This window comes from Winogradskyella sp. MIT101101, from assembly GCF_047126865.1.
In the GTDB taxonomy this organism is placed as follows: Bacteria; Bacteroidota; Bacteroidia; order Flavobacteriales; family Flavobacteriaceae; genus Winogradskyella; species Winogradskyella ouciana.
Map to the genome: position 1 here is coordinate 2,466,016 of NZ_CP138982.1, position 20,072 is coordinate 2,486,087.

At 34.3% G+C, this 20,072-nt stretch carries 22 protein-coding genes and 1 pseudogene; 14 read left to right on the forward strand and 9 right to left on the reverse strand.

The features are described from left to right. Positions 1 to 2: 2 nt before the first annotated feature. The 4 genes from SIB89_RS11075 to SIB89_RS11090 all read left to right on the forward strand — a co-directional run bounded on the left by SIB89_RS11075 (position 3) and on the right by SIB89_RS11090 (position 4,863). Positions 3 to 1,463 (forward strand): hypothetical protein, encoded by a 1,461-nt coding sequence (locus SIB89_RS11075; protein ID WP_412559815.1) that lies wholly within the window; start codon positions 3 to 5, stop codon positions 1,461 to 1,463. Between the two features lie 405 nt (positions 1,464 to 1,868). Continuing rightward, the gene (locus SIB89_RS11080) at positions 1,869 to 2,042 is read left to right on the forward strand and encodes a hypothetical protein (protein WP_412559816.1); all 174 of its coding nucleotides are present in this window, start codon (positions 1,869 to 1,871) and stop codon (positions 2,040 to 2,042) included. Positions 2,043 to 2,215: 173 nt separating this feature from the next. After that, positions 2,216 to 4,198 carry a sensor histidine kinase gene (locus SIB89_RS11085; RefSeq protein WP_412559817.1) on the forward strand — a complete coding sequence of 661 codons (1,983 nt, stop codon included), beginning with the start codon at positions 2,216 to 2,218 and terminating at the stop codon, positions 4,196 to 4,198. Continuing rightward, on the forward strand, positions 4,195 to 4,863 hold the full coding sequence (locus SIB89_RS11090; RefSeq protein ID WP_155088183.1) for a response regulator: 669 nt from the start codon (positions 4,195 to 4,197) through the stop codon (positions 4,861 to 4,863). The genes SIB89_RS11085 and SIB89_RS11090 overlap by 4 nt, the downstream gene beginning before the upstream one ends. A 229-nt stretch (positions 4,864 to 5,092) precedes the next feature. On the opposite strand, the gene SIB89_RS11095 is transcribed toward SIB89_RS11090, so the two are convergent. After that, entirely contained in the window at positions 5,093 to 5,590 is a 498-nt protein-coding gene (locus tag SIB89_RS11095; RefSeq protein WP_412559818.1) for a DUF456 domain-containing protein, read from the reverse strand. Between the two features lie 59 nt (positions 5,591 to 5,649). Here SIB89_RS11095 and SIB89_RS11100 point away from each other — a divergent pair, with 59 nt between their 5' ends. Then, positions 5,650 to 6,180: a hypothetical protein gene (locus SIB89_RS11100; protein WP_412559819.1), complete on the forward strand. Its 531-nt coding sequence runs from the start codon at positions 5,650 to 5,652 to the stop codon at positions 6,178 to 6,180. A 62-nt stretch (positions 6,181 to 6,242) separates the two neighbouring features. Here the strand turns inward: SIB89_RS11100 and SIB89_RS11105 are convergent, their stop codons facing one another. The 4 genes from SIB89_RS11105 to SIB89_RS11120 are packed head-to-tail and all read right to left on the reverse strand — an operon-like array spanning position 6,243 to position 9,999. Beyond that, the gene (locus tag SIB89_RS11105) at positions 6,243 to 6,980 is read right to left on the reverse strand and encodes a Bax inhibitor-1/YccA family membrane protein (protein WP_412559820.1); all 738 of its coding nucleotides are present in this window, start codon (positions 6,978 to 6,980) and stop codon (positions 6,243 to 6,245) included. Positions 6,981 to 6,982: 2 nt separating this feature from the next. Then, the gene (locus SIB89_RS11110; RefSeq protein WP_412559821.1) at positions 6,983 to 7,843 is read right to left on the reverse strand and encodes a hypothetical protein; all 861 of its coding nucleotides are present in this window, start codon (positions 7,841 to 7,843) and stop codon (positions 6,983 to 6,985) included. A gap of 51 nt (positions 7,844 to 7,894) precedes the next feature. After that, positions 7,895 to 9,034, reverse strand: coding sequence for a glycosyltransferase family 2 protein (locus SIB89_RS11115; RefSeq protein WP_412559822.1), 1,140 nt, complete (start codon positions 9,032 to 9,034; stop codon positions 7,895 to 7,897). Further along, complete coding sequence (locus SIB89_RS11120) at positions 9,031 to 9,999, reverse strand: lysylphosphatidylglycerol synthase domain-containing protein (RefSeq protein ID WP_412559823.1); 969 nt, start codon at positions 9,997 to 9,999, stop codon at positions 9,031 to 9,033. Before SIB89_RS11120 ends, SIB89_RS11115 begins: the two co-directional genes overlap by 4 nt. A gap of 27 nt (positions 10,000 to 10,026) precedes the next feature. Here SIB89_RS11120 and SIB89_RS11125 point away from each other — a divergent pair, with 27 nt between their 5' ends. From SIB89_RS11125 to SIB89_RS11165, 9 genes and pseudogenes are all read left to right on the forward strand, one after another. Further along, positions 10,027 to 10,665 carry a cell envelope biogenesis protein OmpA gene (locus SIB89_RS11125; protein WP_412559824.1) on the forward strand — a complete coding sequence of 213 codons (639 nt, stop codon included), beginning with the start codon at positions 10,027 to 10,029 and terminating at the stop codon, positions 10,663 to 10,665. A 4-nt stretch (positions 10,666 to 10,669) separates the two neighbouring features. Next, positions 10,670 to 11,248 (forward strand): crossover junction endodeoxyribonuclease RuvC, encoded by a 579-nt coding sequence (gene ruvC, locus SIB89_RS11130; RefSeq protein ID WP_412559825.1) that lies wholly within the window; start codon positions 10,670 to 10,672, stop codon positions 11,246 to 11,248. 6 nt (positions 11,249 to 11,254) lie between these two features. Continuing rightward, entirely contained in the window at positions 11,255 to 12,451 is a 1,197-nt protein-coding gene (hemW, locus tag SIB89_RS11135; RefSeq protein WP_412559826.1) for a radical SAM family heme chaperone HemW, read from the forward strand. Then, entirely contained in the window at positions 12,448 to 13,197 is a 750-nt protein-coding gene (locus tag SIB89_RS11140; protein ID WP_155088194.1) for a cyclase family protein, read from the forward strand. Before hemW ends, SIB89_RS11140 begins: the two co-directional genes overlap by 4 nt. A 108-nt stretch (positions 13,198 to 13,305) precedes the next feature. Further along, positions 13,306 to 13,917, forward strand: coding sequence for a DUF4230 domain-containing protein (locus tag SIB89_RS11145; RefSeq protein WP_412559827.1), 612 nt, complete (start codon positions 13,306 to 13,308; stop codon positions 13,915 to 13,917). 101 nt (positions 13,918 to 14,018) lie between these two features. Then, the gene (locus SIB89_RS11150; RefSeq protein WP_412559828.1) at positions 14,019 to 14,381 is read left to right on the forward strand and encodes an MmcQ/YjbR family DNA-binding protein; all 363 of its coding nucleotides are present in this window, start codon (positions 14,019 to 14,021) and stop codon (positions 14,379 to 14,381) included. A 27-nt stretch (positions 14,382 to 14,408) separates the two neighbouring features. Further along, a pseudogene (locus tag SIB89_RS11155) lies at positions 14,409 to 14,983 on the forward strand (PhnA domain-containing protein). A gap of 181 nt (positions 14,984 to 15,164) precedes the next feature. Next, positions 15,165 to 15,428 (forward strand): DUF1272 domain-containing protein, encoded by a 264-nt coding sequence (locus SIB89_RS11160; RefSeq protein ID WP_412559829.1) that lies wholly within the window; start codon positions 15,165 to 15,167, stop codon positions 15,426 to 15,428. Positions 15,429 to 15,641: 213 nt separating this feature from the next. Then, positions 15,642 to 15,932: an STAS domain-containing protein gene (locus SIB89_RS11165; protein WP_155088199.1), complete on the forward strand. Its 291-nt coding sequence runs from the start codon at positions 15,642 to 15,644 to the stop codon at positions 15,930 to 15,932. A gap of 94 nt (positions 15,933 to 16,026) precedes the next feature. On the opposite strand, the gene SIB89_RS11170 is transcribed toward SIB89_RS11165, so the two are convergent. The 4 genes from SIB89_RS11170 to SIB89_RS11185 form a co-directional block, all read right to left on the reverse strand. Next, on the reverse strand, positions 16,027 to 16,470 hold the full coding sequence (locus SIB89_RS11170) for a YybH family protein (RefSeq protein WP_412559830.1): 444 nt from the start codon (positions 16,468 to 16,470) through the stop codon (positions 16,027 to 16,029). Positions 16,471 to 16,601: 131 nt separating this feature from the next. Next, complete coding sequence (locus SIB89_RS11175; protein ID WP_412559831.1) at positions 16,602 to 17,702, reverse strand: DUF4407 domain-containing protein; 1,101 nt, start codon at positions 17,700 to 17,702, stop codon at positions 16,602 to 16,604. A 112-nt stretch (positions 17,703 to 17,814) separates the two neighbouring features. Then, entirely contained in the window at positions 17,815 to 19,671 is a 1,857-nt protein-coding gene (locus SIB89_RS11180; protein ID WP_412559832.1) for a M56 family metallopeptidase, read from the reverse strand. 2 nt (positions 19,672 to 19,673) lie between these two features. Next, positions 19,674 to 20,039, reverse strand: coding sequence for a BlaI/MecI/CopY family transcriptional regulator (locus tag SIB89_RS11185; RefSeq protein WP_155088203.1), 366 nt, complete (start codon positions 20,037 to 20,039; stop codon positions 19,674 to 19,676). Positions 20,040 to 20,072: the final 33 nt, after the last annotated feature.

The window sequence follows — 20,072 nt, forward strand, 5'->3', positions numbered from 1 at the left end:
TTATGAAAAATCTTAACCAAAAAGTAATCTTCACTAAATGCCTTATCGCTTTATTCATTAGCTTTAATAGCTTTGCCCAAGTGGGTATAGGCACGCTCACTCCAGATGAATCTTCCATGCTAGATGTGAGCTCTACCTCAAAAGGAATGTTGGCACCAAGAATGACTAGTGCCCAAAGAATTGCTATTTCAAACCCTGCCAACGGGCTACTGGTGTTCGACACAACAGAAAATTCGTTTTACTATTATAGTTCTAGCCAGTGGGTAAATCTCAAATCTAAAACGCGAGACAATTACAAATTAATAAAATCGGTTGCTGACTTAAGTGAGGAACTAACAGCAGGAGGTGGCTCAAAATACCTACTCTCAGAAAACACTTTTTATGAAATCAATGGTACAATAAATTTGGCGTATCCTATAGATATTAATAACGCTTTTATATCTGGAAGGGATACCTACGAAGATGTTTTGTTAAAAACCGGAGGTACAATGTTTGTTAGTACAAAAGGCGGTCTTATTAAAAATACAACCCTAGTTGCTGCTGGTGGTACTGTATTTAATCTCTCGGGCACAACTACCGATAATCTTATAATAAGGGATGCTGTTATTGCTAATTCTAATGCGGTAGGTACTATATCTGGCTTTCAATTGGTGTTTATGAGCATTGTGCAATTTGCTGGTAATTCAGGAGGTATTACTTATACGGATATCGATGATCTTTTAATAAGTAATACAGCGTGGCAATCTACTAATTCTGGCGTTTTTGAAACTTATTCTGGGACTTTTGCTTTTATTCAAAAACAAGGTGGCTACATGTTAATTGATGGTACTGATGTTGGTATAGATGTTAGCAGTAACCCAACAGTTAACAATGCAGTATTAACCGGTGTCAGTTTCTCTGGTACGAGTAGTCAGTACATAGATGGCTATAGTGTAGGGTCATATTCTGGATATAATTTTGATAATTCTTGGACGGTTAATTGTCCTGGCATACCAGTAGAATCTGATGAGGTAAGTAGTGGTAATATTTATTATGACGGAACTATAACCACTGGATTTGTTCAATCGACTACTGACAACAACCCATTTAACCTTAGGGGTAATGGAAATAGTAATAGTACAACACTGGTTAATGAATTGCGGACCATGTCTACCCAAGACAATAGAATTACCTACACTGGTGATAAAACAAGGACATTTCAGCTTAGTGCTGCGCTGTCCATTAGAGGCAACTCGGGTGTAGGAGACTATTATGCCTTTTTTATAAGAAAAAATGGTACAACAACACTTACTGAAACAAATACCTTAATGAGAGTAAATAATACTTCAGATATATCAAGTAACGCTATTTCTGGTACTGTAGAACTTGCGCCCAATGATTATATTGAAATCTGGGGACAAAGATTAACAGGTTCTGGAACAACCTCAATTACTGTTTTTTCATTAAACTTAAGTATAAATTAGAACGAATTATAACTCATCAAAACCCTTAACAGAATAATTGTGCATAACAATTTGTTTTTTTAGTGTTAGTTATGAAGCCCCAATTGAGTTGGGGCTTTGTTTTTATAGTAATAAAAGTAATAAATTTAGTATTTAATCGATGAAAAAATACATTTTATCGATGATTTAGTTGTTAATCTTTCAAATAATTATATATTCGTTCTCCCTCGTTAAAGTTGTTTCAGCTTTAATTTAATCCATTTTACTTATAGACTTTCTGTATAGAAAACATCCCTCGTTTTTATTTTAGTACAATTTTAGGCTTAAACCTAAAGAATAGTTAATTATCCATTCCCTCCCTCAATGTAACGACAGTCGTTACGCAATTTTAATATTGACTATTTAATAAACCCTAAATTGATACTTATGAAAACCCTAAAAATTACTTTAGCCTTAGTTGCAATTGCTATGTTAACTGTGTCTGGTGTACAATCAGATCAAAATGACTATGTAGATACTAAGACCATAAAGCAAGAAACTAAAATTAACTTGATCGCTCATGGTAAAGTAAAAAAATTAAAAATGCCTAGTCAAGGATAATATTTTAAGTTTTAAAATGATACAAGCCCATAGCAATTTGTTATGGGCTTTTTATATGTATGTAATTTTTTTATTTCTTCATTAAAAAACTCTAAATTTGATTCTATACCAACGCCATAAAATTCTTGAAATCTAAACTTTTCTTTTTTTGTTTTCTATTTTTAACATTGCCTTTGGCAGCCCAGGAAAGTTTTGCTCTACTTGATTCGATAAGAGAATACAATAAATCATTTAATGATAATTCTTTATCAGCAAAAGAAAGACTTAATTTTGCAAAAAAGGCCAGTGAACTTTCAAAGCGATCTAATATTGATTCACTTATTTTACGTTCTAACAGAAACTTGAGCTATGCGCATTTAATTAATGGTGATTACGTAAAATTTAAAGATCAGACCACAAATAATCTAAAATTAGCTAGAAAAATAATTGATTCCTCAGCCATTGCATTTTCGGCTCAAAATTTAGGCTGGTATTATTATCAAATAGGAGGTGATAACACTACCGCTTATGCTTATTTAGTTGAAGCACTAAGATATTTTGACAATTTAGGTAATTTACAGAAAAAAGCTGAAGTTTTATATGCAATTGCAGCAATTCAAAATCAAGAAAAGGATTATCTAGGGAGTGAACAGAATGCTGTTGAAGCATTAAAAATTTTCAATAAATTAAACAACATAGATAAGGCTTTAGACAGGTATCTGGTTCTTAGTCTTCTGGGTAGTTTATCTTATAAGTTAGAGAATTACGATAAGTCAATTGATTATCATAACCAAGCCATTGAACTTACAAGAAAAATAGATGGAGGTAATGACTTGTTGTTGGATTCACAAAACGATTTGGCACTACCATATCGTGCAAAAGGAGATTATGATAAGGCTTTAGAAATTTATGAGGATTTAGCAAATAATGAAAATCTAAAAAAAAACGATCTAGTATTTCACGCTTTAATTTTGGATAACTATGCTTTTACAAAATTTTTATCAGGAAATTATAATTATTCTACATTAGAAAAAGATTTTAAAAGCGCTCTAAAAATCGCAGACAGTTTAGGAGATCCTTATACAAAATTAGCAGTATCTATAGATTTGGCGAAATTTTATAAAGCCAATAACCGTTTGGATTCTTCGCTTATCTATTCTAAACAGAGTTACAAGATTTCAAAAGACATATCCATTAACGATCTTTATTTAGAGTCTATGTTGCTTTTGGCAACTTTAACCAAGGGAGAAGAAAGTAAGAATTATTTAGAAGAACATATTAAGCTTACGGACAGCTTGTTAAAGGAAGAAAGAAATGTTAGAAATAAATACGCCAGAATTGAGTTTGAAACCGACCAACTAGAAGCCGAAAACGAGCAAATATCTAAAGAAAACCTGTACCTAGTCTTTTTGTCAATTGGACTTTTGTTAACAGCGGTACTCGTTTTCATTGTGATATCCCAACGCGCTAAAAACAGAAAATTAAAACTCATACAGGTTCAACAAAAGGCAAATGAAGATATTTATAACCTTATGCTTGGGCAACAGGATAAGGTAGACGAAGCCAGAACTCAAGAGAAAAAAAGAATTTCAGAAGAATTACATGATGGTGTGCTTGGGCGTCTGTTCGGTACGCGACTTAGTTTAGACAGCATTAATTTCAAAGATGGTAAAGAAGCGATGATGACCAGAGCCAATTACATTGGTCAGCTTAAAAGTATAGAAGAAGATATCCGAAAAATATCCCATGAGTTAAATACGGATTTTGTTTCGGGTACTGGGTTCATGGATATTGTTTCAGAGCTTATTGAGAATCAGACTCAAGCTTATGGTTTAACATATGATTTTGATTATACGGACGATATTAGCTGGGATTCTGTATCCAATAAAACCAAAATTAATATCTACAGAATTATTCAAGAGTCCATGCAGAATATCTACAAACATGCTAATGCTAAAGCCATTAAAATTAGCATTTCGTTAGAAAAAAATGTAATTTGCCTAGACATCATTGACGATGGAGAGGGATTTGACACATCAAAGAACAAAAAAGGAATTGGCTTAAAAAATATGACTTCTCGTGTAGAAGACATTAATGGAAAAATCACCTTTACCTCTCAATCTGGTGATGGTACAATTGTTAATGTTAAGATTCCCTACTCAAACCAATCGACATGAAACATATTAATATCCTTATGGTAGATGATCACCCTATAATTATCGAGGGCTACCAAAATGTGTTAATGGCAACAAAAGAAGACGACCAAACCTTGCTTATTGACACTGCCAATAACTGTGACACAGCACAATTAATGATCAATAGAGCATCAAAAGATACACCTTACGATGTTTGTTTTTTTGATATTAGCTTACCACCATCAGAGGATGGCAAATACGCTTCGGGCGAAGATCTTGCCCTATTGGCAAAAAAAGTTTTACCAGAGGCCAAAATTATTATTCTGACCATGTTCAACGAATCGTTTAGGATTCATAATATCATAAAAGAAATAAACCCAGACGGTTTTCTTATAAAAAGTGATTTAACATCCATGGAACTGGCAGATGCATTTCAGCAAATTTTAAAGTATCCACCATATTACAGTAGTACTGTAAGTAATTATGTAAAAAAGACCATTACTAGCGAAATATACGTGGATGATGTTAATAGAAAAATTCTACATTTATTATCTCAAGGGATAAAAACCAAAAGCCTTAGTGAGTATATCCCATTATCAACAAGTGCCATAGAAAAACGAAAAAAGCAACTTAAGCTATTATTTTCAGTAACAGATGGTAAGGATGAAAGTTTGTTGCAAGAAGCACGAGAAAAAGGATATTTGTAAAAAAACAGCGTTTTCTACTGCTAAATAAAACTTCCCAAAGGCTCGCCAATACTGAAAACTACGGTTTTTCCGCATCAAGTCTATGGTTTTTCCACAACAAAAATTTAAAGTGCTTACTTATATTTATCCCAAGTCAACAAGAATTAATTAATCCCTCTTAAGTAATTGTTGAGTTAATAGCAAGAAAACTAAACCTAGTTACACACGTTGTAACTAGGTTTTTTACTTTTTAGAACCAACTGGCATTATGCTCAGAAAGTTTTACTATAAAGAAGCCTAAGAATATTATGGCCACAATAAACTTTAAAAAAGTAGACGCTATAAATCCTAAGAACGATCCAAAAGCTGCTTTAATTGCTTTTTCCATATCGTTTCTGTGAATCATCTCTCCGATAAGAGCTCCAACAAATGGACCGATAATGATTCCAAAGGGAATTGGAGACAGTATCCCTATAATTAAGCCCAGAGTTGTACCAATCATACCAGCTCTACTACCACCAAAGCGCTTGGTTCCCAACGCCGGAATTATATAATCCAATACATATATAAAAATGGCGACCAAAAGCGTAACTATTAAAAACGTCTGACTCATTTGTACACCTTCTGTAAAATGTAAAACCAAAAGACCAACCCAACTAGTGAGCGGACCAGGCAATACAGGTAAAAAACTACCTAATATTCCTAATATCATTAAAAGTAGTGCGACAAGCACTAAAAATATTTCCATATAATTAATTTAAATTCAATTATAAGACGCAAGAAGCAAGCCAAAGTTACAGTGAACGAATGCCAACTGAAAATCGCAAAAAAAAACGTACATTTCGGTATCAAAATGTGCCAATGAACCGAATTGCTTGTCTCTTTTTAATTATTCTCTTTACATCTTGCGATTATTTTGAAAAGCAAAAAGTGAATTCAGAAGATTTGCTTGAGGAAGAATTGCAAACCTTCAATTGGAACGATGTTGATACCTATCCTACGTTTAGTAGTTGCGATTCCATTACTGCCAAAGATGAGAGTAAGGTTTGTTTTCAGAACACACTATTATCTCATGTTAATCAATATCTGGCAGATCAAAACATTGTAGTTTCAGATGATGTCAACGATACTATTCGTTTAAAACTTATTATAGATAATAAAGGTCTTTTAGAAGTTGATAGTATGGTAATAAAACCAGAAACACAATTTCAAATTCCAGAAATAGATAGCCTACTACGTCAAAGCTTAACAAATATTCCTAAAATCTATCCAGCGATTAAACGTGGGCAACAAGTTACCACAGCTTTTGAGTTGCCTGTGATAGTTAAGATTGAATAGGTTTAGTAAACAGTAAGCTGTTACTTTGTTTTTCTAACTACTTCGCGCCTCTGCAAGAAACACTAAAAGCGTATAGCTAATTTCTGCATCAATCTCAGTACTTCTATATACAACCAAATTAGCGTTGCCAAAAGTCCCCAAGTTGCGAGCCACTCTTTGTGTTTTGGCGCTCTATTTTTATAACGCTCTATATAATCAAAGTCCAACAACAAGGCAAACGATGCCACAATTGCTGCCAAAACATTAAATACAATAGCAAACCAAGATGTTCCCCAGATATAGGTTTTTATCCCGAAAAAACTTAGTATCCAAGAAATTAAATACACAACCATTATACTAATTGTGGCGGTTATAATAACGCTTCGTAATTTTTTTGTTACTACAATAATCCTAAGCTGATACAAAATGAGCATTACAAAAAAGGTAACAATGGTAACACCAATTGCCTGATATGGTAGCTCAGGAAAATTACGATGGGCATAAGACGAAAAACCACCCAAAAAGAAACCCTTAGCTATTATATAGAGTGGTACCAAAATGTGAGCCCAATGTTGTCTCACGGAAATTAAAATACTCATAACTATAGCTCCCAGCATACCACCTAGGGTAAACCATCGCATGGGTGTGCCAGCTTCATTGAGTTTCCACAAATAACCTGTAATGGCTGCAATAACAATAATGCCAAGCATGGATTTAAAAAAAATGCCAGCAACGGACATGGTTTTTGACGAAGACCGACCATCCTCCCAAAAATAACCATTAAATACAGGGTTTGAAGTCTTAAAATTCCTTAGACTCATTATTACAAGTTGAATTTATAGCCTATAGCAATATCTGTGGAAAAATTACCTTGGTTATCTAAAAATGCGGCAAATAATTCTCCATAAATCACTGTGATATAGCTGTTCTCACCAACCTTAATATCAGAACCTACTCCGAAAATAAAAGGGATGTCAAATGAAGTCTCATTGACATCAACTTCCATGTCGCTTTCATTAATGAATGTGGCATTAGAAAGGTTCAGCGTTGCAAATTTTACTTGTCCATAGACTGAAAACGTTTCCGTATTAACAAATCTAAAGCGGTAACCTAATGAAAATTCGGTGGTGCTATAAGGAAAATCGTCACTGTCAAACGTATGTCTTGCTTGTAAAAAGCCAGAATGTCTTGGCATATCATGGCCTTCTAAGACTTCTAGTTCTGCACCAATCATTGGCGTTTTTTTATTTTCAGGATTACCAACAAAAGGATTATTAGTTATACCTCCAGAAAATCCCAGCCTTAACTGAGCATTACGCTTGGTTTTGGTAGAAGTGTAGGTGCTATCTGCGGAGGCGTTATAGGTGTCTAGATAGTTTCTAAGACTGTAGAGCGTTAACTTAAGTTTGTCTGTGGACATTCCCGTGAGTTCACTCAATGTTGATTTGTACTCTTCTTTATAGTCATTGTTTTCGTCCTTTGTGTTCTTTAATTCTGTAATTGTACCATTTTCGGTACGGACAAAATAGCGATATTCACCATCGATAATATTCCACAGAAGGTCTAATTTACCATCAATTTCAGCTTTGAGCTCAAGCGTCTCGCCATTGATGGTGTAGGTTTCTTGGCTATGGTTTAGCTGAAACGCAAGACAAAGAATTAGGATTAATAGTGATTTTTTCATTTGTTGTATGACTTGGTTTTAGTAAAGCTACCAAAAATATATGAGATGTTATTATTTTTTGAACGTTCTACCTTTCCATAGATAAGGTTTAAACAAAGATAGAACTACAATATAAACACTAAAAAAAGGATATAAAAAGCTTGAAAACAGGAACGATAACAATAAGGTTTCCTGTTTAAAAAACCGAGCCGTTTTAAATAACAACAAAAAGTCTATCCCAAATTTTATAACTAATAAGGAAACCGTCATTCTTGCGCTGATAAGGTTAAAAACCAATAGAGGGACCAATGACAGACAAACTAAATTTGCCAAGAAAACAACAAGTCCTAATAGTTTAGAAAACCAATTGGGGTTACGGCTGGTTTTAGAGGCCCAGCGTAATCGCTGATTAATTAATTGTTTTAAGCTTGAAACGGGTTGCGTATGAACAATAGCTTTTGGGTTTTTTAAATAACTGATTTTTTTTGAATTATGCTTTTTAAGCTTTTCCAATAAAAAAATATCATCACCACTTGCAATTTTGGCATTACCTTCAAAACCTTTTAACTCTCTAAAAATGGATTTTCGATATGCAAAGTTGGCACCATTACATAGAAAAGGTTTCTGCAAACCGAAACCGCCAATAGTAGCACCTTGAAGACTTAAAACATCTAAAGTTTGAAAACGATTAAAAAAAGACGTTTGTCCATAATAGGACACAGGTGCCACAATGCAATTGGGTTGTTGTGTTTGAATCAACTCATCAAAAGTATCTAACCAATATTTTGGCAAAATACAATCGGCATCTGTAGTTATGATCCATTCATTATTTGCAATTTCTATAGCTGAGGTAATCGCATCTTTTTTTGGTGAATTGGAAACACGATTGTTCTGAATAATTTTAATGTTGTCAGTTCGTGTGAAATCTTTTGTGTTGAGAAGGTTATTTATGATATCAGCCGATCCATCATCAGACTCATCATCAACAAAAATGACTTCAAATAAATCTTTTGGATAATTTAATTTAGAAATCGAATTCAATAATTTAGTTAGATTCTCGGCTTCATTCCGAAATGGAATAACAATCGAAAATTTAGTCTTAGGCTTTAAATCCTGAAGTTGAAACTCTTCAACTTTATCAAAACCATAGGTCAGACTTCCGATAACAATCAAATAGGCAATTATAATAACGATTATAATAGTTGCGATCATTCTTCGATTTTAGGCAGCTTAAAGTTCAATACAAAATAACTGCCAAACAAACCCGGAATGGCAAAGTTCAATAGCCACATTAGGGTAATTATTGACAATATAGTGAGCTCGTTGACTTGTACATATCCAAACAGGAATACGGCAACACTTCCTTTTATAACAACATCAAAAATTGAAATTGAAGGTACAATGGACGCTAAAAAGTACATGCTAGTGATTAATACCATAGCTTTGGTATAATCGACTTCAACTCCAAAAATGGTAAGCAAATAGTAAAATTGAAATGAAAAAATTAAATAGCGAATCAGTGCAAAAAATATATTAGTAACATGGACTTTAAAGGCGATATTTTTAATGTATTCTAAAATGCGCTCAATGGAATAACCTTTAATGCTAAATCGTTTATGTTTAATCCCAAAAACGGCGAAAAGACTTATGAGCAGTAAAATAAAACCAAATCTGGCAACTCTATAATAGTCCACTTCAATTTGATAACGATTAACAAAAACAATTAACCCAACAACACCAAAAATGGTTGTAATGGTCATTTGCGCCATATTGCCCAAAAGATTTAATAAAACAATTCGCTTTCTAAATTGCTTGGTAAAGTAAACTGCTTTCGCTCCATAATCACCAATACGATTTGGTGTAATCAAAGAAGCGGTTAATCCTCCTAAACTTTGCTCTAAAGCATCTCTAAAAGAAATTTTTTTCACCGTCCTAACCAAAGACTGCCATTTCACAATTTCAAAAAACCAGTTAAAAACGCTTAAAATGAGTAAAAAACTGATGTTTTTGGCTGAAAATGTGTCATTTTCCTTCAAAAAAGCTAAAAATTCATTGAATTGTAGATTTTCATTTTCAGCAAGTTTCGTGTAAATAAAATAAAATGCGCCAACTACAATGCTTAACTTAATAAGTACAAAGAAGAATTGCTTAGTTTTGTAAGGCACGTTATAAAGCATATTACAAATTAAACCAAAAACTTATAGATGCGGCAATATTTAAAACATTACATTTTCTTTTTTATCGTCTTCTTTGCGACTTTGAATGGATATGCACAACTTAAGGACACGTCTAAGTGGAAAGCGCTTTTTGCAGTAGGTTTTAACTATCCTACAACTGATGGGTTTGTTGATGGCACTTATGCACAATCTGTGAATTTCCCGACTGTGAACCTTGGTATTCAGCATATGTTTAAACGCACTTATGGAGTAAAGTTGGACTATGGATTTAACCGGTTTAAGAATGATGATGGCTCTCCAGAGTTTAAAATCAACTACTCACGTATTAATGCGCAGTTTGTATTTGACCCTACTGAATATATCGGTTTTTTACCAATGAGATTGCGTACTATTTTTCATGCAGGACCAGGTTTTAGTTTTGCAAAACCTTTAGGGAATTTAGGAGATAACAAGCAGTCTTACCTTAATCTCTTAGGTGGTTTAGAAATACACTATGCTATTAACGAAAAGGTCTCTATTTATGTAGATACAGCTTATATATATGGTTTAACATCCTTAGATGATTATGACCCAACCCTAAGTGGATTAGGCGCGTTTAATGGCAGTGTGTTTAATGTAACTGTTGGTTTGGCCGTTTCGTTAAGCGGTTGTCAATATTGTGATTGATTAAATGAGTAAAGAAAAAATAATATTAGGAATTGATCCAGGTACTACCATTATGGGTTTTGGACTTATAAAAGTGGTTGGAAAACAGATGCAGTTTATGCAACTCAATGAATTGCAGCTCAAAAAATATGACGACCATTACCTGAAACTCAAACTCATTTTTGAACGCACTGTAGAACTCATTGACACCTATCATCCAGATGAAATAGCCATTGAAGCTCCCTTCTTCGGTAAGAACGTACAAAGTATGTTGAAATTGGGAAGAGCACAAGGTGTGGCTATGGCAGCAGGTTTATCTAGAGAGGTTCCTATCACCGAATATTCACCAAAGAAAATTAAGATGGCGATTACGGGCAATGGTAATGCCAGCAAAGAGCAAGTCGCCAAAATGCTACAAAGTACATTAAACCTAAAATCACTTCCTAAAAACCTCGATTCAACCGACGGGTTAGCGGCAGCGGTCTGTCATTTTTACAACCAAGGTAGAGTAGAGGTTGGTAAGAGTTACACAGGTTGGGCTGCTTTTGTGAAGCAGAATGAGAAACGTGTAGAAAAGCCCCTTAATCCCCAGAGGGGAAAGTGAAACTTGATGAAAAAAAAATTATCAAAGGGAATAAGTAAGAGTTCTTCCCCTCTGGGGAAGTTAGATGGGGCTGCTGGCATCTACATCCACATACCATTCTGCAAACAAGCTTGCCATTATTGCGATTTTCATTTTTCTACATCTTTAAAGAAAAAGGACGAACTAATCGAAGCCCTAGCTAAAGAACTAGAACTTCGTAAAGACGAATTTAAAGATGTAACGGTAGAAACCATCTACTTCGGCGGCGGCACACCAAGTCTATTGACAAATGACGAATTACAACTTCTGATGGATTCGGTTTATAAAAATTATCAGGTTTCAGAAAACCCAGAGATCACCCTAGAAGCCAATCCAGATGATCTTTCAGCTCAGCGAATAGAAGATTTAGCAAATTCACCAATCAACAGATTGAGCATCGGTATCCAATCCTTCTTCGAATCCGATTTAAAACTTATGAATCGTGCGCACAACGAAGAAGAAGCAAAAAAATGCCTGTCTGTGGCGACTCGCTACTTCGATAATATTTCCCTCGATTTAATTTATGGTATTCCAGGTGCGTCAAACGAGCAATGGCAAAGAAATATTGAAATTGCTTTAAGCTATAATGTACCTCATATCTCAAGCTACGCCCTAACGGTTGAACCGAAAACGGCACTAGCATCATTTATAAATAAAGGTATTATTGAAGATGTGGATGATGAGCAAGCCCATGAGCAATTCCACATATTAAAAGATCGATTAGAAGAAGAAGGTTTTATTCATTATGAGTTGTCCAACTTTGGTAAGGAAGGTTATTTTAGTAAAAACAATTCGGCCTATTGGCAGGGAAAACCGTACATAGGTGTTGGTCCTTCAGCACATTCGTTTAATGGCACACAACGTGGATGGAACGTGAGAAACAATTCGAAATATATAAAAGCCATTCAACACAATGAATTGCCAATTGAGATAGAGACGCTCACTAAAACAGATCAATACAATGAATATATAATGACAGGTTTGCGCACCATTTGGGGAGTGTCTTTAACCAAAGTTGAACAAGATTTTGGGATGGTATATAAAGATTATCTAATTGAGCAAGCCAATGTTTTTATAAATCAACATTTATTGTATATTGATGATGAGCATTTACGTGTTACTGAAAAAGGACAATTTTTGAGTGATGGTATTGCTTCAGAATTATTTAAACTTAATTTATCTTGATAACTACAATTCAATACAATTCCAGAAAACTAAAAATAGATTTATCACAGCCCTTAGATATCTCTATACCAATAAAAGGCAGCAAATCCAATGTAAATGCTTGGTATATTGGTGAACCAAAAATAGAACCAGAAGTTTTTGATGGTGATACTATCAGTGTAGAAAAAGGAGCATCTGTTAATTTTAACACTATAACCTTTAATCCACATTCCCACGGAACCCATACAGAAACCGTTGGTCATATTACAAAAGAAAAATATTCAGTTAATAAGTACTTAAAACAGTTTTTCTTTTTGGCAGAAGTGGTTACTGTGGCACCAGAAAAGCTAGGTGATGATTATGTAATTTCGGCAAAGCAACTGCAATTTGCTTTAGGTAACAAAAAAAGAGAGGCCTTAGTGGTGCGCACTATGCCAAATACCAGAGACAAAAAATCAAGACAGTATTCCAATACCAATTGGACGTACTTTCAAGAAGATGCTATAAAACTGCTAGTAAAAAAAGGCATTAAGCACCTATTGATTGATTTGCCAAGTGTAGATAGGGAAGAAGATGGTGGTGAACTAAAAGGGCATAACACATTTTGGAACACCAAAGGCAAAATTAGAAAAGACGCCACAATAACTGAGTTGATCTATGTATCTAATAAAATTGAAGACGGTATGTATATGCTCAATCTTCAAATTGCACCTTTTGAAAATGATGCCACACCAAGTAAACCGATTTTGTATAAGGTTATAGATTAACGCATTTGATTTGTCGTGCTGAACTTGTTTCAGTATCTAAACCCATGTGGACGTTTAGTATGTGACGGAACAGATTAAAAGTGTCCTATGAATAAAGAAATAACATAAATGGAAACATTTTTTATAATCATTATAAGCATATTGGTAACCTTGGGTTTGGTTACCATATACAAGCAATGGAAAACCAAAAAGAAGACCAACGAGCAATCCATTGTGTTACTGGACAAAATAAAACGTGTTTGTAAATTTATTACGGTCGAAGGCGACTTTGCCGAGATTTATCATTACGAAGACGTAAAGGAAAAATTCTTAAAACTAATTTCTAGTCGAAAGAAGGCCTTGGTTGTCATTAACGCGAAGGCACATGTTGGGTTCGATTTGAGTAAAATACAAATGGATTCCAACCCAAGATCAAAGACTGTAGTACTATCACATTTTCCACAGCCAGAAGTGTTGTCTATTGAAAGTGATATTAATTATTACGATAAGCGCGATGGCATGTTCAATAGATTTGAAGCATCAGATTTAACTGATTTGCACACTAAAGCTAAAGCACATATATTGGATAAAGTTCCTGAGAGTGGTTTATATAATATAGCAAAACAAGAAGCCTTGGAGGCGATTCAGCTTATTGAGAATTTAGTTGAAACTATCGGTTGGACTTTAGATTATTCTGCTTTAAAAATTGAAGGAGAAGAGGATAAAAAGTTATTGAAATAAACATAGAGGTTTTGTCATTGCGAGGACGTAAGGACGTGGCAATCTCATTTTAAAAGCATTCCTATTAATTGAATATAGTTCCCGCTTTAACAGAAAGTAAGATGAACATAGAAGACTACAGAAATTATTGCATGAGCAAAAAAGAAGTCACAGAACACTTCCCTTTTGATGATGATGTGTTGGTGTTTAAGGTGTGGAATAAAATGTTTGCGTTGGCATCACTTTCTAAATGGGAAAAAGGAGAAGGTTTTATTAATCTTAAATGCGATCCTGACTATGCTGAAGAATTACGTGCAGAATACAACAGTATAAAACCAGGTTACCACATGCACAAAAAATCATGGAACAGTGTTTATTTTCATACAGGAGAATTGACAACCAAATTTATTTTTGAGCTCATTGACCATTCTTATGATATGATCGTAAAAGGATTGCCAAAAAAAGTAAGGGAAACCTTGAATTAACTCTACATTTGCTTCAAACAATAAGATATGTCCTTGGAAAAAGAACTTCAACAGCGCAGTAACAGTCAATGCGAACTCTGTGGTAATTCAGAAAACCTTTCAACTTATACAGTGCCAGACATTAAAGAAAATGGATTAAACACCTCGCTTTACGCCTGTAAAACCTGTATTGAACAGATGGACGATTCTGAAAAAATTGATGCTAACCATTGGCGTTGTCTTAACGACAGTATGTGGAGTGAGCATGATGCTGTTAGATTATGGCTTGGAGAATGCTTAATAGAATTGAAGCCGATTGGTCACACGATTTATTGGCTTTGATATATTTGGAAGATGAAACCCTTGAATTGGCAAAGGCATCGGGAGACGGTGAAGAGGATGAAAATAAAATCACCCATAGAGATGTTAATGGTGTTATTTTGGAAACTGGTGATTCAGTAGTGCTGATCAAAGACCTTAAAGTAAAAGGCTCTAGCATGATAGCCAAGCAAGGTACCGCAGTTAGAAATATAAGATTAGACCACGACAATGAGACGTATATTGAAGGTAAGGTCGATAGCCAGCAGATTGTGATTATTACAGAATACGTTAAAAAGATTTAATCCGAGTTTTTTTTGTTGAAGAAACTAAAACTAAGGGGAATCATAAAAACAAGAAACAGATATTTACCGGTTACCAAGCCGTAAATGGTTATTGCGGCTAATATGGCCATTAGGATAAGTTTGTAACTGTATTTCATGCTGCAAAAATAATTATAAGGATTCAATTTTTAAAAGATCAAAAGTGTTAGAGATTAGGCCAACCTGCGAAAACTGTAATAAAGCATTACCATATAACTCTAACGAAGCCATGATTTGCACGTTTGAATGTACCTATTGTACAGACTGTGTAGCACTTTTAAAAGAAGTTTGCCCTAACTGTGGTGGTGGATTTGAAAAACGACCGATAAGATCTAAGCATTTATTAAAAAAATATCCAGTTTCAACTACACAAGTGTACAAGCCTGTAAATATTGAGGCACATATCAAAAAACTAAATTCTAAGTAGTTAATTTTCTTACATTCTATCTGTTTGCAAATGTGTTGTTTATCGAAAAAATAAACCACCAATTTCAAATTAACTAGTCAATATTACCATTTATCGATTTTCTAATTAACTAAGGATTATATATCGGATATTGAGGTATCCCTCTGAATTAATAGCACCAAGTTTACAGATTAATAGCCCTAGATTATTATTAATGAACTAACATTATTTATTATGGACTTACAGATTACCAACTACAACAATCGTTTTCAAATTAAGGGGACTTTAAACAAGTTGAACTTAAAAACGTTTCACGCACATTTCTCTAATATTTTTGATAAGTTAGATGATGTTTTATTAGATATTGAAAGTGTTGAAAGTATTGACAGGGCAGGTGTAATGGCTTTGGCAAGATTACACAATGAATCGATAACAAAATCAAAACGATTATCTATAGTCGGTTTGGGCTGCAAAGACTTATACGACCACTTTAAAAGTCAAGAAGAAACTACTGTAGCTGCATAAGCAGTTTTAGATAAAGATTTAAAATAAAGTGTTTCCGACTAGTGTTTTTCGTGACAGATTAATGCTCTTGGAAACACTTTTCTTTTAGAGACTTTTAGCAAGACATATCAGCAACAATTTTCCATTCGCCTGCAATCTTTTTAAAGATAATGATAAAGACTCCATTAGCATCGCCAACGTCGCGTTTGAGATGATATTCGCCCATTACCCAATAATTGTCGCCTTCAATTTTAGAAATATCATTGATAACGAACTTTAACGTGCCACTTTCTGCTTTTGTTGGGTACGCTTTTTTATATCTAGCTAATGTGTTTTCCCAACCTAAGGTAAGTCCATTAGATCCATAAAATTTTAACTCTTCACTTTTCCAATAGCCTTCCATAAAACCCTCTAGATCATGGTTGTTCCAAGCGATTTCTTGGTCGCTCATTACTTTTAGTATTGCAGCTTTATCAGCTTCAAATGTGTCTTGATTGGTTTTGGGTTGTGAACCACAACTTAAAAGTATAACTAGGAGAAAAAGATAAAAAGATTTCATTACTATTAGGTTTTAGATTTCCTAAAAGTAATAATAAATATGTCACACTGAGCGTAGTCGAAGTGCATTAAATTATTACTGTTGAAGGTTTTCGACTGAGCTCAAACGAGCACTAAGATTAATTATTTTATCTAAAGTACACCTTTCTGTTTCTTTAAAAACGCATCTGCTTGGTGCTGCATCAATTCGCGTGCTTTTTTACGCTTGTAGTTCATTACTTCTTCCTCGTCAGCAATTTCTATGTAAACTCTGTTATTGATTTCGTTGTCGGTAGCTACCAGTAATTTGCGTTCGGCAACCTGTTGATTTACCCAAGATTTTACTACCGTTTCTTGGTCTTCTAACTTAAAGTCATATTCACCTTTTGGAGATAATAGTTTTACAATTATAGGAGAGGTCTCTATAGCCAAAAACAAAAGAAAAATAAAAAATGAAGGTAACCAAGGCAGTGCTCCCAAAGCATTAACACGTGCCATTAAGCCATCAAAATTATCGATCACAGGTTGCGATTCTGCAACATTGGCTTTATAATCTCCTTGTAAGGCTATAATTTCATTTTCTATAGCATCTATCTTTGCGTTGTTATCTGTCTTAAGTTGTTGTAATTCTGCTAAAGCAGCATCATGTTTTTCGCGTTTTTCTTTATAGACAGGACCTTTGCCCAATTTCATAGTTCCAGATGTGCCTTCTGCTTCTGTAATATAGGTGTCGTAAAGCACATTGACTTCTGTTTCTTTGGTGTCAATCTGCGATTGTAAGCCTATGATCTGATTTTCTAAATCCGCAATTTTAGGATTAAACTGTTGAGCAATCTGGTTTTGATTGGCTAAGGTTAAATCATTTTTCTGCTCCAATAGCACTTGATTGATTTCCTTTTCAAAAATCTTTAGTTCTAATGGTTTTGAAATGACAATAGCAATAATTACTGCCAAGAAAATCCGTGGAGTGGCTTGAAGGATTTCGTCCAAAACATTCTCGCGTTTCTTTATTGTAGAGACGATATAACGATCTAGATTAAAAATTAGCAAACCCCAAATAATTCCGAAGAAAATGGAGGTATGCAAGTTGTCAAAAACGGTGTAAAGTGCATAACTCGATGCGATTGTCGCCATTAGAGCCGTAAAGAAAACTGTGGCGCCAATACCAGCATATTTATTTTGTTCGCCAATAGAACATTCGTCTAGAATATCCGTATCGGCTCCCGAACATAAAATGAAGAATTGTTTTAACATGATTGATTGTTTTTTGATTGATTGACTATTAGAACGCTAAAACCTATGATTTGTTACACTCTATATCAAAAAAAGCCTCGATTATCGAGGCTTTTTTAAGATTTAGTAATTTTTATTTCTTTTCCATAATATAAACTAATGGCCGACCATCTTTAGATTTTTCTGTAGCTTTAATATTAAACATTTTTTTTGTCTTCATGAGTTTAATTGCCTGATCTGAAGAAATGGGTTTCCCCTCACTAAAGAATATTGCATCAGCTTTTGCCATTCTTATTACAAACTCTAAAGGTGATTCTGGTGCTGGCGGAGGAGGAGGTGGTGGAATGTCCTCACCTCCTTTTTTAACCTTTGTTGGTTCTGGCGCTGGCGGAGGAGGCGGAGGAGGTGGCGGAATATTTGGCCATGGTTCGGCAGTCTCGCGTTGCGCTTCAGTCATTAAGTTACTGAATATGTTATAGTATTTATCGTAATCTTCTTTCTTAATTCTTGGATAGTAACTTTTGTTATTGCTAGACTCTGCTTTTTTAATGGCTGCATTCATTTTTTTTGCCCAAACATCGTATTCTGCAATTTCAATAACTGTAGCTCTTTCTGGCGCAGGTGGTGCAGGTGGTGGTGGAGGCGGAAAACTTGGCCATGGCTCTGCTACTTTTTTCTGAGCTTCTGTCATAATATTGTAAATAGCTTTGTATTTATTGACCTCTTTTACTTTTACTATTGGATATGCTGACCACTTTTCACTTCCTTTATTTTTTTCTGCCTTAGCCATTGCTATATTAATTTTCTTAGCCCAAGCGTTATAAGCTGCAATTTGTTTTTTTGTGGCTTTTTGTTGTTCGCTATATTTTACATCAAGACCTGGAAAAGGATACTCAAGAGCTTGTTTTTTCTGATGAGCTGACATTCTTTTATAGATCTTTGAGAATTTAATTAAGTCTTGTTCGTCAATAGGAGGATACCATGTAGCATCTTCTGAAAGTACTTTACTTTCACTATGTATTTTCTTAGCCCAAGCATTGTATTCTTCTATTTCTGTTTTTGTGACTACTTGTTGAGTCTCAATTTTATCTACTGTATCGCTGCGTAGTTTAGATGCTTTCTCAACATACTCTCTTTCAGCAAAACTGTAAAAAAGAATAGCAATAATAGGGAGCAATAATAAGCTGCTCAACCAAATTCTGGTTTTTGAAGTGTCTGTTTTCATAACCGTAAATCGTTTTTTAATGGATGAATAATTGATGGCACTCGCCAGCTGATGCTCTTGAGTGCTTGATGAAAATTGTAGTAATATGTTTTGATACGTTTTGGTATCCGAACCTTCTTGTAAAACGGCATCGTCAGCCAAAAATTCGTGATTAAGCTTTACATGGTGTTTAAGAACATAAATTAATGGATGAAACCAAAACACAATTTGAAGCAATTCAATAAGTATAATATCTAAACTGTGCCATTGCTTGGCATGGGTTTCTTCGTGCAGTAAAACCTCTTTCGGAATGTCGTTGTTTTCAAACTTTGATTTATTCAAGAAGATGTACTTAAAAAATGAATGCGGAATGCGATAGTTTTTCAACAACACATATATAAATGAACGTTGAGGTATGCGCTCATTCTTGGAGATTAGACGATACAATTTTGTAAGATTAACCACAAACCGAAAGGTAAATAGTAGTGCACCAATACCATAGATAAGCAAAAGAAAAGTTTCTAAGGTGAAAATACTGGATGCTTCAATTGGAGCTTCGGTAATGGCAGAATCAACTGGTATGTGAATTGTTGATGATTCAAAATTCTGCACTATAGGATCAACATAATATGTTATGGTAAACAGTGGTATCATTAGAGCCAATACTAGTGAACCCAGTAGATAAATGCGTTTAAAATAATGCATTTTTTGACGCTCTAACATCAATATATAGATGAGCCAAAAAGCCAACAAACAAGCCGAAAATTTTAATAGGTATGTGTCCATAACTACTTGTTTTTAATTTCTTGGTCTATAATAGACTTTAATTCTTCTAACTCTTCTTTAGTTAAGTCTGTTTTTCTTGTAAAGAACGATGCAAACTGAGTAGCACTATCATTAAAGAATGTTTTTATGAGCCCATTGACATGTTTGGAAAAGTAATCTTCTTTTTTAACGAGAGGGAAATACTCTCGTGACTTTCCGTAGGTTTTATAATCTACAAAACCCTTGCCGATCATACGTTTTAATAAAGTGGCAACGGTCGTGGTTGCTGGTTTGGGTTCAGGATAGATATCCAACAAATCTTTCATAAAAGCTTTTTCTAGCTTCCAGAGATATTGCATTAACTGTTCTTCGGTTTTTGAGAGTTGCATGTTCTACAATATTAGAATTAACTCTACAAATGT